The sequence below is a fragment of the Pseudomonas parafulva genome (assembly GCF_000800255.1).
GTDB classification, from domain to species: domain Bacteria; phylum Pseudomonadota; class Gammaproteobacteria; order Pseudomonadales; family Pseudomonadaceae; genus Aquipseudomonas; species Aquipseudomonas boreofloridensis.
In genome coordinates this window covers 526,249-541,431 of sequence record NZ_CP009747.1, presented here as the reverse complement: position 1 = coordinate 541,431, position 15,183 = coordinate 526,249, and the positions used below count along the sequence as shown (strand labels likewise).

17 protein-coding genes are annotated in these 15,183 nt (G+C 61.8%); 10 read left to right on the top strand and 7 right to left on the bottom strand.

From position 1 onward, the window contains the following. Positions 1-32: 32 nt before the first annotated feature. Positions 33-671 carry an endonuclease III gene (gene nth / locus NJ69_RS02385; RefSeq protein ID WP_039575953.1) on the top strand — a complete coding sequence of 213 codons (639 nt, stop codon included), beginning with the start codon at positions 33-35 and terminating at the stop codon, positions 669-671. A 104-nt stretch (positions 672-775) separates the two neighbouring features. Continuing rightward, on the top strand, positions 776-946 hold the full coding sequence (locus tag NJ69_RS22710) for a PA3496 family putative envelope integrity protein (protein WP_029613231.1): 171 nt from the start codon (positions 776-778) through the stop codon (positions 944-946). Positions 947-988: 42 nt separating this feature from the next. Here NJ69_RS22710 and NJ69_RS02375 read toward each other — a convergent pair whose 3' ends face one another. Continuing rightward, positions 989-1,615 carry a response regulator transcription factor gene (locus NJ69_RS02375; protein WP_039575951.1) on the bottom strand — a complete coding sequence of 209 codons (627 nt, stop codon included), beginning with the start codon at positions 1,613-1,615 and terminating at the stop codon, positions 989-991. A gap of 374 nt (positions 1,616-1,989) precedes the next feature. On the opposite strand from NJ69_RS02375, the gene NJ69_RS02370 reads away from it, so the two are divergent. Next, complete coding sequence (locus NJ69_RS02370; protein WP_039575948.1) at positions 1,990-2,424, top strand: hypothetical protein; 435 nt, start codon at positions 1,990-1,992, stop codon at positions 2,422-2,424. Positions 2,425-2,497: 73 nt separating this feature from the next. Here NJ69_RS02370 and NJ69_RS02365 read toward each other — a convergent pair whose 3' ends face one another. Further along, complete coding sequence (locus tag NJ69_RS02365; RefSeq protein ID WP_029613234.1) at positions 2,498-3,715, bottom strand: argininosuccinate synthase; 1,218 nt, start codon at positions 3,713-3,715, stop codon at positions 2,498-2,500. A 128-nt stretch (positions 3,716-3,843) separates the two neighbouring features. Beyond that, the gene (locus tag NJ69_RS02360; RefSeq protein WP_039575946.1) at positions 3,844-4,824 is read right to left on the bottom strand and encodes a flagellar protein MotY; all 981 of its coding nucleotides are present in this window, start codon (positions 4,822-4,824) and stop codon (positions 3,844-3,846) included. Between the two features lie 130 nt (positions 4,825-4,954). On the opposite strand from NJ69_RS02360, the gene pyrC reads away from it, so the two are divergent. Both pyrC and rnt read left to right on the top strand, forming a co-directional pair. Then, positions 4,955-6,001: a dihydroorotase gene (gene pyrC, locus NJ69_RS02355; RefSeq protein WP_039575944.1), complete on the top strand. Its 1,047-nt coding sequence runs from the start codon at positions 4,955-4,957 to the stop codon at positions 5,999-6,001. After that, complete coding sequence (gene rnt / locus NJ69_RS02350) at positions 5,998-6,663, top strand: ribonuclease T (RefSeq protein ID WP_029613236.1); 666 nt, start codon at positions 5,998-6,000, stop codon at positions 6,661-6,663. Before pyrC ends, rnt begins: the two co-directional genes overlap by 4 nt. A 112-nt stretch (positions 6,664-6,775) precedes the next feature. Here rnt and NJ69_RS02345 read toward each other — a convergent pair whose 3' ends face one another. Further along, the gene (locus NJ69_RS02345; RefSeq protein ID WP_039575942.1) at positions 6,776-7,378 is read right to left on the bottom strand and encodes a peroxiredoxin; all 603 of its coding nucleotides are present in this window, start codon (positions 7,376-7,378) and stop codon (positions 6,776-6,778) included. A gap of 212 nt (positions 7,379-7,590) precedes the next feature. On the opposite strand from NJ69_RS02345, the gene NJ69_RS02340 reads away from it, so the two are divergent. Together NJ69_RS02340 and bfr are read left to right on the top strand one after the other, a co-directional pair. Further along, on the top strand, positions 7,591-7,812 hold the full coding sequence (locus NJ69_RS02340; protein ID WP_029613237.1) for a bacterioferritin-associated ferredoxin: 222 nt from the start codon (positions 7,591-7,593) through the stop codon (positions 7,810-7,812). A 201-nt stretch (positions 7,813-8,013) separates the two neighbouring features. Continuing rightward, positions 8,014-8,487 carry a bacterioferritin gene (gene bfr, locus NJ69_RS02335; protein ID WP_029613238.1) on the top strand — a complete coding sequence of 158 codons (474 nt, stop codon included), beginning with the start codon at positions 8,014-8,016 and terminating at the stop codon, positions 8,485-8,487. 71 nt (positions 8,488-8,558) lie between these two features. Here bfr and grxD read toward each other — a convergent pair whose 3' ends face one another. Beyond that, a complete protein-coding gene (gene grxD, locus NJ69_RS02330) occupies positions 8,559-8,894 on the bottom strand; it encodes a Grx4 family monothiol glutaredoxin (protein ID WP_039575941.1) in 336 nt (111 codons plus the stop codon). 104 nt (positions 8,895-8,998) lie between these two features. Next, on the bottom strand, positions 8,999-11,107 hold the full coding sequence (locus tag NJ69_RS02325) for a molybdopterin oxidoreductase family protein (protein ID WP_039575940.1): 2,109 nt from the start codon (positions 11,105-11,107) through the stop codon (positions 8,999-9,001). Positions 11,108-11,470: 363 nt separating this feature from the next. Here NJ69_RS02325 and argF point away from each other — a divergent pair, with 363 nt between their 5' ends. Both argF and NJ69_RS02315 read left to right on the top strand, forming a co-directional pair. Further along, positions 11,471-12,391, top strand: coding sequence for an ornithine carbamoyltransferase (gene argF / locus NJ69_RS02320; RefSeq protein WP_029613239.1), 921 nt, complete (start codon positions 11,471-11,473; stop codon positions 12,389-12,391). Next, positions 12,388-13,497: an ABC transporter ATP-binding protein gene (locus NJ69_RS02315; RefSeq protein ID WP_039575939.1), complete on the top strand. Its 1,110-nt coding sequence runs from the start codon at positions 12,388-12,390 to the stop codon at positions 13,495-13,497. Before argF ends, NJ69_RS02315 begins: the two co-directional genes overlap by 4 nt. A gap of 28 nt (positions 13,498-13,525) precedes the next feature. Here NJ69_RS02315 and ybaK read toward each other — a convergent pair whose 3' ends face one another. After that, positions 13,526-13,996 (bottom strand): Cys-tRNA(Pro) deacylase, encoded by a 471-nt coding sequence (ybaK, locus tag NJ69_RS02310; protein ID WP_039575937.1) that lies wholly within the window; start codon positions 13,994-13,996, stop codon positions 13,526-13,528. A 306-nt stretch (positions 13,997-14,302) separates the two neighbouring features. Between ybaK and NJ69_RS02305 the strand changes: the two genes are divergently transcribed. After that, the gene (locus NJ69_RS02305; protein WP_039575936.1) at positions 14,303-15,154 is read left to right on the top strand and encodes an MIP/aquaporin family protein; all 852 of its coding nucleotides are present in this window, start codon (positions 14,303-14,305) and stop codon (positions 15,152-15,154) included. Positions 15,155-15,183: the final 29 nt, after the last annotated feature.

Genomic DNA, 15,183 nt, shown 5'->3' with positions numbered 1-15,183 from the left:
CCCCTTTCCGTCGCCGAGGAATGCGTGGCCTCATGAATGCCGCCAAACGCCTGGAGATCTTTCGCAGGCTGCACGAAGACAACCCCGATCCAAAAACCGAACTGGCCTACACCACCCCCTTCGAACTGCTGATCGCGGTGATTCTGTCCGCGCAAGCGACCGATGTGGGTGTGAACAAGGCTACCGCCCGGCTGTATCCGGTGGCCAATACCCCTGAGGCCATTTTCGCTCTGGGCGTGGCGGGGTTGAGCGAGTACATCAAGACCATCGGCCTGTACAACAGCAAGGCCAAGAACGTCATCGAAACGTGCCGCCTGCTCATCGAGCAGCACGGTAGCGAGGTGCCGCAGACGCGCGAAGCGCTGGAGGCCCTGCCCGGTGTGGGCCGCAAGACAGCCAACGTGGTCCTCAATACGGCCTTTCGGCAACTGGCGATGGCAGTGGATACCCACATTTTCAGGGTCAGCAACCGCACAGGGGTTGCGCCAGGCAAGACCGTCCTGGAGGTGGAGAAGAAGTTGCTGAAGTTCGTGCCGAAGGATTACCTGCTCGACGCCCACCACTGGCTGATCCTCCACGGCCGTTACGTCTGCCAGGCACGCAAGCCTCGCTGCGGCAGTTGCCGGATCGAGGACTTGTGCGAGTATCGGCACAAGACCTCGGACGATTGACGCTTTAGCAAAAAATCATGATGTCCGATTGAAAAAATCTTTTTTACCGGTTCTGCGATTCTCGCTATAAGGACGGCCAATGGCCCCTTGGCTTGGAGCGATGCATGAGCACCGATAAAGACGAATTGATCGACGAGGACTTCGTCGCGGAAGACGACGCAGAACCGCAGGTGGAACCTGCCAAAACCAACCTGAGCAAACGCCGCACTATCGACAACTTGCTCGAAGAACGGCGCTTGCAGCGGCAATTGGCCGACTTCGATTACGACCTGTAGCCCGTGGCACGCAGGCCTCCTGCCCTAGAGGCCTCAAGTGCTTCAGGCCAGGCCATGGCGCTGCGCGAGTTCGATCAGGTCCACCAGCGATCGCGCATTGAGCTTGAGCAGTAGCCGGGTCTTGTAGGTGCTCACCGTCTTGTTGCTGAGAAACATGCTATCGGCAATTTCCTTGTTGGTTCGTCCTCTGGCCAACTGCTGCAGCACCATCATTTCGCGCCCTGACAAGCGCTCGACCATCTCGCTCTCGCTGCCGCCACTGACGCCGCTGCGAGTCTTGTGCAGCGCCTGATTGGGGAAGTAGCTATACCCCGAGAGCACGGCCTTGATCGCACTGAGCAGTTCGGTCAGTTCCTGCTGCTTGCACACGTAACCGGCCGCGCCGGCCTGCATGCAGCGCATGGAAAAGTGCCCTGGGGCCTGTGAGGTCAGCACCAGCACCTTGCTCCCAGGACTCGCCGCCGTCATGCGCGAGATCACCTCCAAACCGTCGAGCTTGGGTATGCCAATGTCGAGTACGACGATATCGGGCAGATAGTCCCGGGTCATCTGCAGCGCATCTACACCGTTATCGGTCTCCGCCACTACTTCATATCCATGACGCTCCATCAACATACGTACGGCCAAGCGAATGACCGGATGATCATCCACGATAAGTACTTTATTCATGGGATATCCATTGATCCGTTCTAAGTTCTGACGCGCCACGATAACCGAGCCATCGCTGTTGTGGCGCGGTGATTCATCAGTAGGACGCAGTCAAAGATGAAACTTACACTGCTAATAGAAACGTCCTACATTTGGGCGACAGATCCGTTCGATATCCATCACCTGAATGGGCAATCAAGTGAAAGTCCAGTGGCCGCAAAAATGCAAAGTGTGGATAGCACGACCAACGAGTGAGATCTTTCAATCTTTTGGGAGCGAATAGTTATACCGGGCCCATGACAACCGGTAATTTTTTCCTTGAGGGGAAACAGCAAGCGTTTTTCTCGGCGAGGCGACAGGGTACAGATGGACAAAGCCCGAAGGAGGCCCTCGCCATGAACAGCACCGAACAGATGAGTCCCTTGACGATCATTGCCATTTTCTCCGGCATCATCGAGGCGTCGGCGCTTGCTTCGTTGCCGTTCCTGAGCGAGAGCAGTCAATCGATCTACACCTGGTTTCTGGTGGGCTTCCCGTTTTTCCTCACCGTGCTGTTCTTTTTGACGCTGAACTTCAACCACGAGTCGCTCTACACCCCGGACAAGCGCGCTGTGGACGATGAGGAGCCGCTCTACGCCGATACCCAGGCGCCCATGACCATCGCCCTGTCAGGGCCCGGTGCACACAAGAACATCGAGACTCACGTGCTCAATGCACTCAATCGCCCCCCCGGCAGGGAGTGCCGGTGGATCTTCTACAACCTGGAGTGCCGATCACGCATCTTGCTGTCGATTCGAGCGTTGGAGAAAGGCGACAAAATCGACTTGTAGGCGGGCCGGAGCACTACCTGCAGATACAAAAAACCCGGTCGTTGCGACCGGGCTTTAGTCACTGCAACAACAATCAGAGCAGCGAGCGACCCTTGTTCGCAGCAATACGCATGCGCAGGGCGTTGAGCTTGATGAAGCCTGCCGCGTCGGCCTGATTGTAGGCGCCGCCATCTTCCTCGAAGGTAGCGATGTTGGCATCGAACAGCGAGTCGTCCGACTTGCGACCGACGACGGTGACGTTGCCCTTGTACAGCTTCAGGCGCACGACACCGTTCACGTTGACCTGGGAAGCGTCGATCATCTGCTGCAGCATCACCCGCTCCGGGCTCCACCAGTAACCGGTGTAGATCAGGCTGGCGTACTTGGGCATCAACTCATCCTTGAGGTGAGCGACTTCGCGGTCCAGCGTGATCGACTCGATGGCACGGTGCGCCTTGAGCATGATGGTACCGCCAGGCGTCTCGTAGCAGCCGCGCGACTTCATGCCCACGTAGCGGTTTTCGACGATGTCCAGGCGACCGATGCCGTTGGCGCCGCCAATGCGGTTCAGATCGGCCAGCACAGTGGCCGGCGTCTTCTCGACGCCGTCAATGGCCACGATGTCACCGTTGCGGTAGGTCAGCTCGAGATAAGTCGCCTGGTCCGGGGCATTCTCCGGGGAGACGCTCCAGCGCCACATGTCTTCTTCGTGCTCGGTCCAGGTATCTTCCAGAACGCCGCCTTCGTAGGAAATGTGCAACAGGTTGGCGTCCATCGAGTACGGCGATTTCTTCTTGCCATGACGCTCGATCGGAATACCGTGTTTCTCGGCGTAGTCCATCAGCTTTTCACGGGACAGCAAGTCCCATTCACGCCACGGGGCGATGACCTTGACGCCCGGCTTGAGCGCATAGGCGCCCAGTTCGAAGCGCACCTGGTCGTTGCCTTTGCCGGTGGCGCCGTGGGAGATCGCGTCGGCACCGGTTTCGTTGGCGATTTCGATCAGACGCTTGGCGATCAACGGACGGGCGATGGAGGTACCCAGCAGGTACTCGCCTTCGTAGACGGTATTGGCACGGAACATCGGGAAGACGAAATCGCGGACGAACTCTTCGCGCAGGTCGTCGATGTAGATTTCCTTGACGCCCATGGCCTGCGCCTTGGCACGGGCCGGTTCGACCTCTTCGCCCTGGCCCAGGTCAGCGGTGAAGGTCACCACTTCGCAGTTGTAGGTGTCTTGCAGCCACTTGAGAATCACCGAAGTATCAAGGCCGCCGGAATACGCCAGTACGACCTTCTTTACGTCCGCCATGCCATCACTCCACGGGGTTGTACGGAAAACCCGCGATTCTACCGATCTCGTTGAGGAATTTACAGTGGCGCGACAGCTTCTGATGCCAAAGCGACAGGAAGTGTCGCGGGCGCGACCTTCCGTCGAAATCAGATTTTCTTGGCCGAGGCCGCCGCAGCGGTGGCCGCTGGCGCAGCGGTCGCGGCAGGTGCCGCAGCGGGCTGGGCGGGCGTGGCAGGCGCGGCGTCGTGGGGCTTCTCAACCGGTTTCTCGACCGGCGTGACACGGTCGAGCTGAATGTTCACACGCCGATTGCGCGCGCGATTGGCGGGGGTGTTGTTCTTGACCAGCGGATAACGCTCACCGTGGAAACGTACGACGATCTGCGCCTCCGGCACGCCGCGGGCTTGCAGATACTCGGCCACGGCCATGGCACGACGCCGCGACGCATCGCGGTTGGCCAGGCGATTGCCGCTGTTGTCGGAGTGGCCGTCGAGCTCGATATGGTTGACCGTCGGATCGGCCTTCATGTAGTCGAGGATCACGTCCAGACGCGCCCGTGCCGAGCTGTCCAGCTCGAAACCGGTGCCGGGGAACGGTATCTGGGTCTGACGAATCTGATCGTAATTCATCGGCAACAGCTTGGCGGCGCAGACCTGATAGTCGCTGTAGGCCTTGGCGAAGCTGACCGGCAACACATGCACTTCCATGGGCCGGCCGCCCTCGCCGGTATAGTTGCGCACCACGGTACTGCGGCCGTCGAGCAACCCGTTGATCAACCGGCTGGCCTGTCCCTGGGAGGTGCTGAACAGCACGCCGGAGCGGCTTAGACGCACGGCCCCCAGGTTGACGTCGCCACGTCCGGGTTGCCATGGCGCGGCAGCCGCCAACAGGGTGGCCGAGCCCGCGCCCAGCGCGTTGCTGTCAGAACGCAGCTGGAACACCGGCTGCTCTCCGGCACGGCGCACGAACTGGCCGCTGCCGAAGCCCTCGATGGGCTGAATCAGCCGACACTCGAACTGATCGCCTTCGACCTTCCACGCAATGTTCTCCATGCGGGTCTGGAAGGTCATTGCACCGGCCGGCAGGCTGGCGCACAGGCTGAGCAGGAGTAGGTAACGCTGGCGCACAGGCGGCTCCACAAATTCTGACGTCTTACCTGCAGGCTATCGGACGCCTGCTGGAAAACTTGATAGCCGTGCCGCTCTCAGGGTTTTCCGGTAGCATTGGCGGCTGAGTTCGAACCGCCTGGAAACCCCAATGTCCGATCGCCTGACCCTCCTGCGTCCCGACGACTGGCACATCCATCTGCGCGATGGAGCTGTGCTGCGACATACCGTCGGCGACGTGGCGCGTACCTTCGCCCGCGCCATCATCATGCCCAATCTGGTTCCGCCGGTACGTACCGCCCATGAAGCCGAAGCCTACCGCGAGCGCATCCTCGCGGCGCGTCCTGCCGGCAGCCGTTTCGAGCCCCTGATGGTGCTGTACCTCACCGACCGCACCCGCCCCGAAGACATCCATGCGGCCAAGGCCAGCGGCATCGTGTTCGCTGCCAAGCTCTATCCGGCCGGCGCCACGACCAACTCCGACTCGGGCGTCACCAGCATCGACAATATCTTCCCGGCGATCGAAGCGCTGGCCGAAACCGGGCTGCCGCTGTTGGTGCATGGTGAAGTGACGCGCGCGGACATCGACGTGTTCGACCGCGAAAAACGCTTCATCGATGAGCATATGCGTCGCCTGGTCGAGCGCTTCCCGACGCTCAAGGTGGTGTTCGAGCACATCACCACCGCCGATGCCGCGCATTTCGTCAGCGAGGCCCCGGCCAACGTCGCGGCGACCATCACCGCGCAGCACCTGCTGTACAACCGCAACCACATGCTGGTCGGCGGCATTCGTCCACATTTCTATTGCCTGCCGATCCTCAAGCGCAATACGCACCAAGTGGCCCTGCTGGATGCGGCCACCAGCGGTAATCCGAAGTTCTTCCTCGGTACCGACTCGGCGCCGCATGCCCAGCATGCCAAGGAAGCGGCCTGCGGTTGCGCCGGTTGCTACACCGCCTACGCGGCCATCGAGCTGTACGCCGAAGCCTTCGAGCAACGCAACGCCTTGGACAAGCTGGAGGGCTTCGCCAGCCTGCACGGTCCAGCGTTCTATGGCCTGCCGGCGAACACCGACCGCATCACGCTCATCCGTGAAGACTGGACCGCACCGACCAGCCTGCCGTTCGGCGATACCCAGGTGGTGCCGCTGCGTGCGGGTGAAACCCTGCGCTGGCGCCTGCTGGAGGACACCGTATGAGCGAAGACCTCTACGAAGACGATCAAGACTTGCCGTCCGGTGGCGGTTCGCGCCATCCCATGGCCGAGCGTTTTCGCGGCTACCTGCCGGTGGTGGTGGATGTCGAGACCGGCGGTTTCAACAGCGCCACCGACGCGCTGCTGGAAATTGCCGCCGTCACCATCGGCATGGACGAAAAGGGCTTCCTGTTCCCGGAACACACCTACTTCTTCCGTGTCGAGCCTTTCGAAGGCGCCAACATCGAGCCTGCTGCGCTGGAGTTCACCGGCATCAAGCTGGATCACCCGCTGCGCATGGCCGTGAGCGAGGAAAGCGCACTCACCGACATCTTCCGTGGTGTGCGCAAAGCGCTGAAGGCCAATGGCTGCAAGCGGGCGATCCTGGTCGGCCACAACAGCAGCTTCGACCTGGGCTTCCTCAACGCTGCGGTGGCGCGCAACGACCTCAAGCGCAACCCCTTCCACCCCTTCTCCAGCTTCGACACCGCCACGCTGGCCGGCTTGGCCTACGGTCAGACGGTACTGGCCAGAGCGTGCCAGAGCGCAGACATCGACTTCGACGGCCGCGAGGCGCACTCGGCGCGCTACGACACGGAGAAAACCGCTGAGCTGTTCTGCGGCATCGTCAACCGTTGGAAGGACATGGGCGGCTGGCGCGGCTGAGCAAGCGGCAAGCGTGGACACCGCAGTGCTGGCTTTCTTTGCCGCTTGTCGCTAAAAACTCGACGCAAAAAAAAACCGGCCAGGAGGCCGGTTTTTTTTGCATCACACCGTATTACAGCTTGCCGGCGTTCTCGCTCAGGTAGGCCGCTACGCCTTCCGGCGAAGCGTTCATGCCTTTGTCGCCTTTCTTCCAGTTGGCCGGGCAGACTTCGCCGTGCTCTTCGTGGAATTGCAGGGCGTCGACCAAGCGCAGCAGCTCGTCCATGTTACGGCCCAGCGGCAGGTCGTTGATGATCTGCGAACGGACCACGCCGTTCTTGTCGATCAGGAACGCACCACGGAAGGCCACGCCGCCTTCGGACTCGACGTCGTAGGCCTTGCAGATTTCGTGAGTGATGTCGGCAGCCAGGGTGTACTTGACCTGGCCGATGCCGCCGTTGTTGACCGGGGTGTTACGCCAGGCGTTGTGAGTGAAGTGCGAGTCGATCGACACGCCGATCACTTCTACGCCGCGGGCTTCGAAATCGGGAATGCGGTGGTCCAGGGCAATCAGCTCGGACGGGCAGACGAAGGTGAAGTCCAGCGGGTAGAAGAACACCAGGCCATACTTGCCTTTGATCGCCGAAGCCAGGTTGAAGCTGTCGACGATCTCGCCGTTGCCCAGCACGGCTGGAACGGTGAAGTCCGGGGCTTGTTTACCAACGAGTACGCTCATTCGTCATCTCCTGATGGGGGTGAAAACCGTTGCCCAGGCGAGTCGACTCGCCCGGCATCCTGCAAAGACCGACCATCATACACGGGATATCATGACAGGCCGAATCGGACCGCCGGTCGCGCGAAGATGAATCATTCTTCAAGTGCTTTGACAAGCATTCTCATTACCATTAGTCTCCAACGCATCGACTCACCCAGCGATGGTCAGACCCTATGTACGTATGTCTCTGCGTCGGCGTCACCGATGGACAGATCCGCGATGCGATCTACGAAGGATGCTGCAGCTACAAGGAAGTCCGTACCGCCACCAACGTGGCCAGCCAATGTGGTAAATGCGCCTGCCTGGCCAAGCAGGTGGTTCGTGAGACCCTCACCGAACTTCAGCTCGCCCAGCAGCCTGCACTGCCCTACCCCGTCGAATTCACCGCCGCTTAAAACACCCCCCTTTCAAAGAACCGGACCTCGTGTCCGGTTTTTTTATGCCTGTAATTCAATAAGTTAGCCCACCAACGCGGTTCACAAACATTCTTATTCCTATTAATTTTCACTTATTATTCAACAACTTAGGTTTGACATAGAAAGTTGTCGGGCTCAGACTTCGCCTATTGGCTCACTTCTCAGGGCAGGAACCCGGACATGAAAGGCGACGTAAGCGTCATCCAGCATCTCAACAAGATCCTCGGAAACGAGCTGGTCGCGATCAACCAGTACTTCCTGCACGCGCGTATGTATGAAGACTGGGGCCTGAACGCGCTCGGCAAGCACGAGTACAAAGAGTCCATCGACGAGATGAAGCACGCTGATAAATTGATCAAGCGTATTCTCTTCCTCGAAGGCATTCCCAACGTTCAGGACCTGGGCAAACTGCTCATCGGCGAGCACACCCGTGAAATGCTCGAGTGCGATCTGAAGATCGAAAACAAAGGCCTGATCGATCTGAAAGCCGCCATCGCCCACTGCGAAACCGCTGGTGACTTTGGCTCGCGCGACCTGCTCGAAGACATCCTCGAAGCCGAGGAAGAGCACATCGACTGGCTGGAAACCCAGTTGGGCCTGATCGACAAGATCGGCATCGAGAACTACCTGCAGTCGCAGATGGGCGAAGAGTAAGTTTCGCCTCTACCGCCCATGAAAAAGCCCCGCCTAGGCGGGGCTTTTTCATGGGCGTGCCAAAGATACCATCAGGCCTCGGAGGCCTTGGCCTTGGCGGCCGCGTCCTTGATCAGGGTCTGCAGTTCACCCTTTTCGAACATTTCCAGCACGATGTCGCTGCCGCCGACCAGTTCGCCGCCCACCCACAGTTGCGGGAAGGTCGGCCAGTTGGCGTATTTGGGCAGGTTGGCGCGGATTTCCGGATTCTGCAGGATGTCGACGTAGGCGAACTTCTCGCCGCACCCCATCACCGCCTGCGAAGCACGGGCCGAGAAGCCGCACTGCGGGGCATTCGGCGAGCCTTTCATGTAAAGCAGAATGGTGTTGTTGGCAATCTGCTCTTTGATTGTTTCGATGATATCCATGGAGCACCTCGGCTGAACTTTCCGACACGGTCGTCGGCACGGTCGGGCATTGTATCGGAAAGCCGAGTGCCGTGCTCGGCCATGGCCCTCGGCTCACGATCGAATCAAGCCGCCTCGACCTGCACCGGTACGCCATTGAGCGCGGCGTTGCCCGACAGTGCATCGCGCAGGGTTTCGTCGGTCAGGTCATTGGCACTCACCCCCGGCTGCGCCTGGGCGATCTGCAATTGGACGCCCTGGCGTGCGTGCCCCCACCCATGGGGCAGGCTGACCACGCCCGGCATCACCTCGTCACTGGCCAACACCTGCACTTCCAGGCTGCCGGTGCGCGAACGCACGCGTACCCACTGGCCATCTTCGAGCTGCCGCTGCTGCAGATCCTGCGGATGCATGAGCAGTTGATGGCGCGGCTTGCCTTTGATCAGGCGGTGATAGTTGTGCATCCAGGAATTATTGCTGCGGACATGACGCCGGCCGATGAGCAACAGTTGGTCGGGCGCCATGGGCACCTGGCGTGCCAGACGTTGCAAGTCGTCGAGCAGCACCTGCGGCGCGGCCTGCACCGCCTGCGCGGGAGTGCGCAGACGCGTGGCGAGGTTCGCCTGCAACGGCCCCAGGTCCAGGCCATGGGGATGTGCGTCCAGCGTCTGTAACGACAGGTTCCAGGGCGAGGCTTCGCCACGGGGTCCTGTGCGCAAGGCCAGGTCGATCATCTGCGCCGGCGGCAAGGTCGGCTTGAGTTCCAGGGCCGCCCGCTCGGCGAAGGCGCGTGCCAGACCGACGAAGATCTCCCAGTCGTGCAGTGCGCCCTGCGGCTTGGCCAGGATCGCCCGGTTGAAACGGGTGACATTGCGCACCGCCAGCAGGTTGAAGGTGCTGTCGTAATGGTCGTTTTCCAGCGCCGAGGTGGACGGCAGGATCAGGTCGGCGTGGCGCGTGGTCTCGTTGATGTACAGGTCGATGCTGAGCATGAATTCCAGCCCCGCCAGGGCGCCGTCCAATTGGCGGCCATTGGGGGTGGACAGCACCGGATTGCCGGCCACCGTGACCAAGGCTTTGATTTGGCCTTCGCCAGGCGTCAGCATTTCTTCGGCCAGCGCCGCCACCGGCAGCTCGCCGCCGTACTCCGGCAAGCCGGAAACGCGGCTGCGCCATTGGTCGAAGTGCCCGCCCGAGGTACTGGCGACCAGGTCCACCGCCGGGTCGGTGCACAGCGCGCCGCCCACCCGGTCGAGGTTGCCGGTGACCAGGTTGATCAGTTGCACCAGCCAATGGCACAGGGTGCCGAAGGTCTGGGTCGAGACCCCCATGCGCCCGTAGCACACCGCGCGCTGCGCCGCCGCGAAATCGCGGGCCAACTGGCGGATCTGTTCGGCCTCTACGCCGCACAGCGCACTCATGGCCTGGGCCGTGAACGGCGCAATGGCTTCGCGCACCTGTTGCAGCCCTTGCACCGGCAGGTGCGAGCCGCGCGCGAGGTCTTCACTGAACAGGGTGTTGAGCAGCCCGCAGAGCAACGCCGCGTCACCACCGGGGCGGATGAACAGGTGCTGATCGGCCATCGCCGCCGTTTCGCTGCGACGGGGGTCGATCACCACCAGACGACCACCGCGGGCACGCAGCGCTTTCAGGCGTTTTTCCACATCCGGCACGGTCATGATGCTGCCGTTGGAGGCCAGCGGGTTGCCGCCGAGGATCAGCATGAAGTCGGTGTGGTCGATGTCCGGTATCGGCAGCAGCAGGCCATGGCCGTACATCAGGTGGCTGGTCAGGTGCTGGGGCAACTGGTCGACCGAAGTGGCGGAAAAACGGTTGCGGGTCTTGAGCAGGCCGAGAAAGTAGTTGCTGTGGGTCATCAGCCCATAGTTGTGCACGCTGGGATTGCCCTGGTACACCGCCACGGCGTTGCGCCCATGATGCTGCTGGATCTGCCACAGCCGCTCGGCGGCCAGGGCGAAGGCTTCGTCCCAGCCGATCGGCTGCCAGTGATCGCCGACCCGCCGATGGGGCTGACGCAGGCGATCCGGGTCGTCCTGGATGTCCTGCAGGGCCACGGCCTTGGGGCAGATGTGGCCACGGCTGAACGGGTCTTCGCGGTCGCCCTTGATGGAATCGATCGAAGCCAGCCCATCCGGTCCGTGGCTGACTTCGATGGCCAGGCCACAGATGGCTTCGCACAGATGACACGCACGGTAATGCAGGGTCTTGGTCATGGCCGCCTCTGCCTTGTTGTTCTGGAGAGCCCAGACTATGCCCGCGCGCCTCCCGCCGCCACGGCGCTAAGCGCTGTGAATCGAGCGTCATCAGGCGCACGATTCGCGACACGGGGTTTGCAAACGCCCCGATGGCCCGTGTACAACCCTGTAGAAAATAAAAAACAGTCGCTTCACAAGGGTTTACGACACGCCTTGATACAGGCGACCTGTTTCACCTCTTGGTTTCAGGCGACATTTAATTATAGTATTGCGCCTTTCCCCATTCCGTCCGCCCCGCGCGGCTTACGCCGCAGGTCACCGCCGTTGTCAAAAAAAACCTACGGCCGGCCTGCAAAACGTTGCAGATAAGGTAGTCATCTCATGAGCACCAGGCACTTTCTCTCCCTGCTGGATTTCACCGCTGACGAACTGCTCGGCGTGATCCGTCGAGGCATCGAGCTGAAGGGCCTGCGCAAGCGCGGCGTGCTCCATGAGCCTCTGAAGAACCGCGTACTGGGGATGATCTTCGAGAAGTCCTCGACCCGTACGCGGGTGTCGTTCGAAGCCGGCATGATCCAGCTCGGCGGCCAGGCGATATTCCTGTCCCCGCGCGACACCCAACTGGGCCGTGGCGAACCGATTGGCGACAGCGCCATCGTGCTCTCGAGCATGGTCGATGTGGTGATGATCCGTACCCACGCCCACAGCACCCTCACCGAGTTCGCCGCCCATTCGAAAGTCCCGTTGATCAACGGCTTGTCCGATGAATCGCACCCCTGCCAACTGCTCGCCGACATGCAGACCTTCGTCGAGCACCGCGGCTCGATCCAGGGCAAGACCGTGGCCTGGATCGGTGATGGCTTCAACATGTGCAACTCGTACATCGAAGCCGCCCGCCAGTTCGACTTCCAACTGCGCATCGCCTGCCCCGAAGGCTACGAACCCGATCCGCGCTTCCTGGCGTTGGGCGGCGATCGCGTGCAGATCATCCGCGACCCGCAGCAAGCGGTGCGCGGCGCGCATCTGGTGACCACCGATGTCTGGACTTCCATGGGCCAGGAAGAGGAAACTGCCAGGCGCCTGGCGCACTTCGCGCCTTACCAGGTCACCCGCGAACTGCTCGACCTGGCGGCACCCGATGCCCTGTTCATGCACTGCCTGCCCGCCCACCGTGGCGAGGAAATCAGCCAGGACCTGCTCGACGACCCCCGGTCGGTCGCCTGGGACCAGGCCGAGAACCGCCTGCATGCACAGAAGGCCCTTCTTGAATTCCTTGTAGAACCGGCTTACCACACCGCATGAGTCAACCCCTGCTGCTCAACCTGCGCAACCTCGCCTGTGGCTACGGCGAGCAGCGCATCGTCCAGAACCTCAACCTGCACCTGAACGCCGGCGACATCGGTTGCCTGCTCGGCTCCTCCGGTTGCGGCAAGACCACCACCCTGCGCGCCATCGCCGGCTTCGAGCCGGTGCATGACGGCGAGATCCAGTTGGCCGGCGAGGTCATCTCGCGCGCCGGCTTCACCCTCGCACCGGAAAAGCGCCGCATCGGCATGGTGTTCCAGGATTACGCGCTGTTCCCGCACCTCACGGTGGCGCAGAACATCGCCTTCGGCATCGCCAAGCACCCACGCCAGGCCCAGGTGGTCGAAGACATGCTCGAACTGGTCAAGCTCGGCGGCCTGGGCGGGCGTTACCCGCACGAGCTGTCCGGCGGCCAGCAGCAACGCGTCGCGCTGGCCCGCGCGCTGGCGCCGGAGCCGCAACTGCTGCTGCTCGACGAGCCCTTTTCCAACCTCGACGTCGAGCTGCGCAAGCGCCTGAGCCACGAGGTGCGCGACATTCTCAAGAGCCGCGGCACCAGTGCGATTCTGGTCACCCATGACCAGGAAGAAGCCTTCGCCGTCAGCGACCATGTCGGTGTGTTCAAGGAAGGTCGCCTGGAGCAATGGGACACGCCCTACAACCTGTACCACGAACCGCAGACGCCGTTCGTCGCCAGCTTCATCGGCCAGGGTTACTTCATCCGTGGGCAAATGAGCAGCCCCGAGGCCGTCACCACGGAGCTGGGCGAGCTGCGCGGCAACCGTGCCTATGCGATGCCCGCGGGCAGCGCAGTGGACGTGCTGTTGCGACCCGACGACATCGTGCATGCCCCGGACAGCGCATTGCGCGCGCGCATCCACGGCAAGAGCTTCCTCGGCGCCTCAACCCTCTATCGCCTGCAACTGCCGACCGGTAGCCAACTGGAGGCGATCTTCCCCAGTCATGTCGATCATCAGATCGGTCAGGACGTGGGCATTGCCGTAGCGGCCGATCATCTGGTGCTGTTCGCCGTGCCCGGCAGCGTAGCCGCGCACCTCACCACGCAGGACAACGGCGTGCGCCGCCACAGTCCAGCCCATTGATCACTGCGGCCGGGCTGTGACGCTCGTCTCAGCCCCGGCCGATGCTGGCGAACACACCCTTGGTATGCTCGGCCAGCACCGCAGCGGCCAGTTCCACCTCCAGGCCGCGCCGTCCGGCACTGACATGAATACTGTCGAACTGCTGCGCTGATGCATCGATGAAGGTGCGCAAGCGCTTCTTCTGCCCCAGCGGACTGATGCCGCCTACCAAATAGCCGGTGGCACGCTGCGCGGCGGCAGGGTCGGCCATCTCGCACTTTTTCACCCCGGCGGCATGGGCCAACGCCTTCAGATCGAGCGTGCCGACCACCGGCACCACCGCAACCAGCAATTCTCCCTTCTCGCTGCACGCCAGCAGTGTCTTGAACACCTGCTGCGGATCCAGCCCGAGTTTCTCGGCAGCCTCCAGGCCATAGGACGCGGACTTTGGGTCGTGTTCGTAGCTGAGCACGCGATGTTCGGCGCGCGCGTTCTTCAACAGGTCGAGGGCGGGGGTCATGCACAGCTCCAGTCAGGATCGGCTCGGCGGCTACTGTAGGCCAATTGCCCGGGGCCAGCCAGTGGCCTTCTGCCGCCTGCACCAGCAGTGCGCAAACGACTGCGCGGTCGTGAGTCGAAATGTGGCTGATCGTTCACTTTCGACCTTTGACATCAGCGTTTCTTGTCTATATTTTTTCGTTTTTGAAGAAAACACGCACAGAAAAAGTGCACATTCGTACACTCGCTGATGATTCATGGGGATGGATTACCGGCGAGAACCGCTGAGCGCTCAGCGTCTCACAACAACAAGAACCGAGGTTCATCCATGACCACAGCTCTACGACAACCGACGCTTGGCGGCCAATGCATGGCCGAATTCCTGGGTACGGCACTGCTGATCTTTTTCGGCACCGGCTGCGTCGCTGCGCTCAAGGTCGCCGGCGCCAGCTTCGGCCTGTGGGAAATCAGCATCATCTGGGGGGTTGGCGTCAGCATGGCGATCTACCTCAGTGCCGGGGTATCGGGCGCTCACCTGAATCCGGCGGTCAGCATCGCGCTGACGCTGTTCGCCGGTTTCGAGAAGCGCAAACTGCCGTTCTACGTGATCGCTCAGGTAGCCGGTGCGTTCTGTGGCGCTGCGTTGGTGTATTGCCTGTACAGCACGCTGTTCTTCGATTTCGAACAGGCCCACGGCATGCTGCGCGGCAGTCCGGCGAGCCTGGAGCTGGCCTCGGTGTTCTCCACTTACCCGCATCCCTCGCTGTCCACCGCCCAGGCGGCGTTGGTGGAAGTGATCATCACCGCCATCCTCATGGCCGTGATCATGGCCCTGACCGATGACAACAACGGCCTGCCGCGCGGCGCCACCGCGCCGTTGCTGATCGGCCTGCTGATCGCGGTGATCGGCAGCGCCATGGGCCCACTGACCGGCTTCGCCATGAATCCGGCCCGAGATTTCGGTCCCAAACTGATGACCTTCTTTGCCGGCTGGGGCGATATTGCCTTCACCGGCGCACGCGACATCCCGTACTTCCTGGTCCCGTTGCTGGCACCGATTCTCGGTGCTTGCCTGGGGGCCGCAGGCTACCGCGTACTCATCGCCCGCAGCCTGCCGACGGCCGAAGCCGCCCAACCGCAGACAGCGGCCGTCAACCAGGGCGATACTCAGGCCTCCTGAGATCGGCACTGAGCCACCTGGCCCCTTGA

Bases quoted from the DNA above. Each gene is read 5' to 3' on its own strand.
- nth (WP_039575953.1), top strand. From the start codon at position 33: ATGAATGCCGCCAAACGCCTGGAGATCTTTCGCAGGCTGCACGAAGAC.
- NJ69_RS22710 (WP_029613231.1), top strand. From the start codon at position 776: ATGAGCACCGATAAAGACGAATTGATCGACGAGGACTTCGTCGCGGAA.
- NJ69_RS02375 (WP_039575951.1), bottom strand. From the start codon at position 1,615: ATGAATAAAGTACTTATCGTGGATGATCATCCGGTCATTCGCTTGGCC.
- NJ69_RS02370 (WP_039575948.1), top strand. From the start codon at position 1,990: ATGAACAGCACCGAACAGATGAGTCCCTTGACGATCATTGCCATTTTC.
- NJ69_RS02365 (WP_029613234.1), bottom strand. From the start codon at position 3,715: ATGGCGGACGTAAAGAAGGTCGTACTGGCGTATTCCGGCGGCCTTGAT.
- pyrC (WP_039575944.1), top strand. From the start codon at position 4,955: ATGTCCGATCGCCTGACCCTCCTGCGTCCCGACGACTGGCACATCCAT.
- rnt (WP_029613236.1), top strand. From the start codon at position 5,998: ATGAGCGAAGACCTCTACGAAGACGATCAAGACTTGCCGTCCGGTGGC.
- NJ69_RS02345 (WP_039575942.1), bottom strand. From the start codon at position 7,378: ATGAGCGTACTCGTTGGTAAACAAGCCCCGGACTTCACCGTTCCAGCC.
- NJ69_RS02340 (WP_029613237.1), top strand. From the start codon at position 7,591: ATGTACGTATGTCTCTGCGTCGGCGTCACCGATGGACAGATCCGCGAT.
- bfr (WP_029613238.1), top strand. From the start codon at position 8,014: ATGAAAGGCGACGTAAGCGTCATCCAGCATCTCAACAAGATCCTCGGA.
- grxD (WP_039575941.1), bottom strand. From the start codon at position 8,894: ATGGATATCATCGAAACAATCAAAGAGCAGATTGCCAACAACACCATT.
- NJ69_RS02325 (WP_039575940.1), bottom strand. From the start codon at position 11,107: ATGACCAAGACCCTGCATTACCGTGCGTGTCATCTGTGCGAAGCCATC.
- argF (WP_029613239.1), top strand. From the start codon at position 11,471: ATGAGCACCAGGCACTTTCTCTCCCTGCTGGATTTCACCGCTGACGAA.
- NJ69_RS02315 (WP_039575939.1), top strand. From the start codon at position 12,388: ATGAGTCAACCCCTGCTGCTCAACCTGCGCAACCTCGCCTGTGGCTAC.
- ybaK (WP_039575937.1), bottom strand. From the start codon at position 13,996: ATGACCCCCGCCCTCGACCTGTTGAAGAACGCGCGCGCCGAACATCGC.
- NJ69_RS02305 (WP_039575936.1), top strand. From the start codon at position 14,303: ATGACCACAGCTCTACGACAACCGACGCTTGGCGGCCAATGCATGGCC.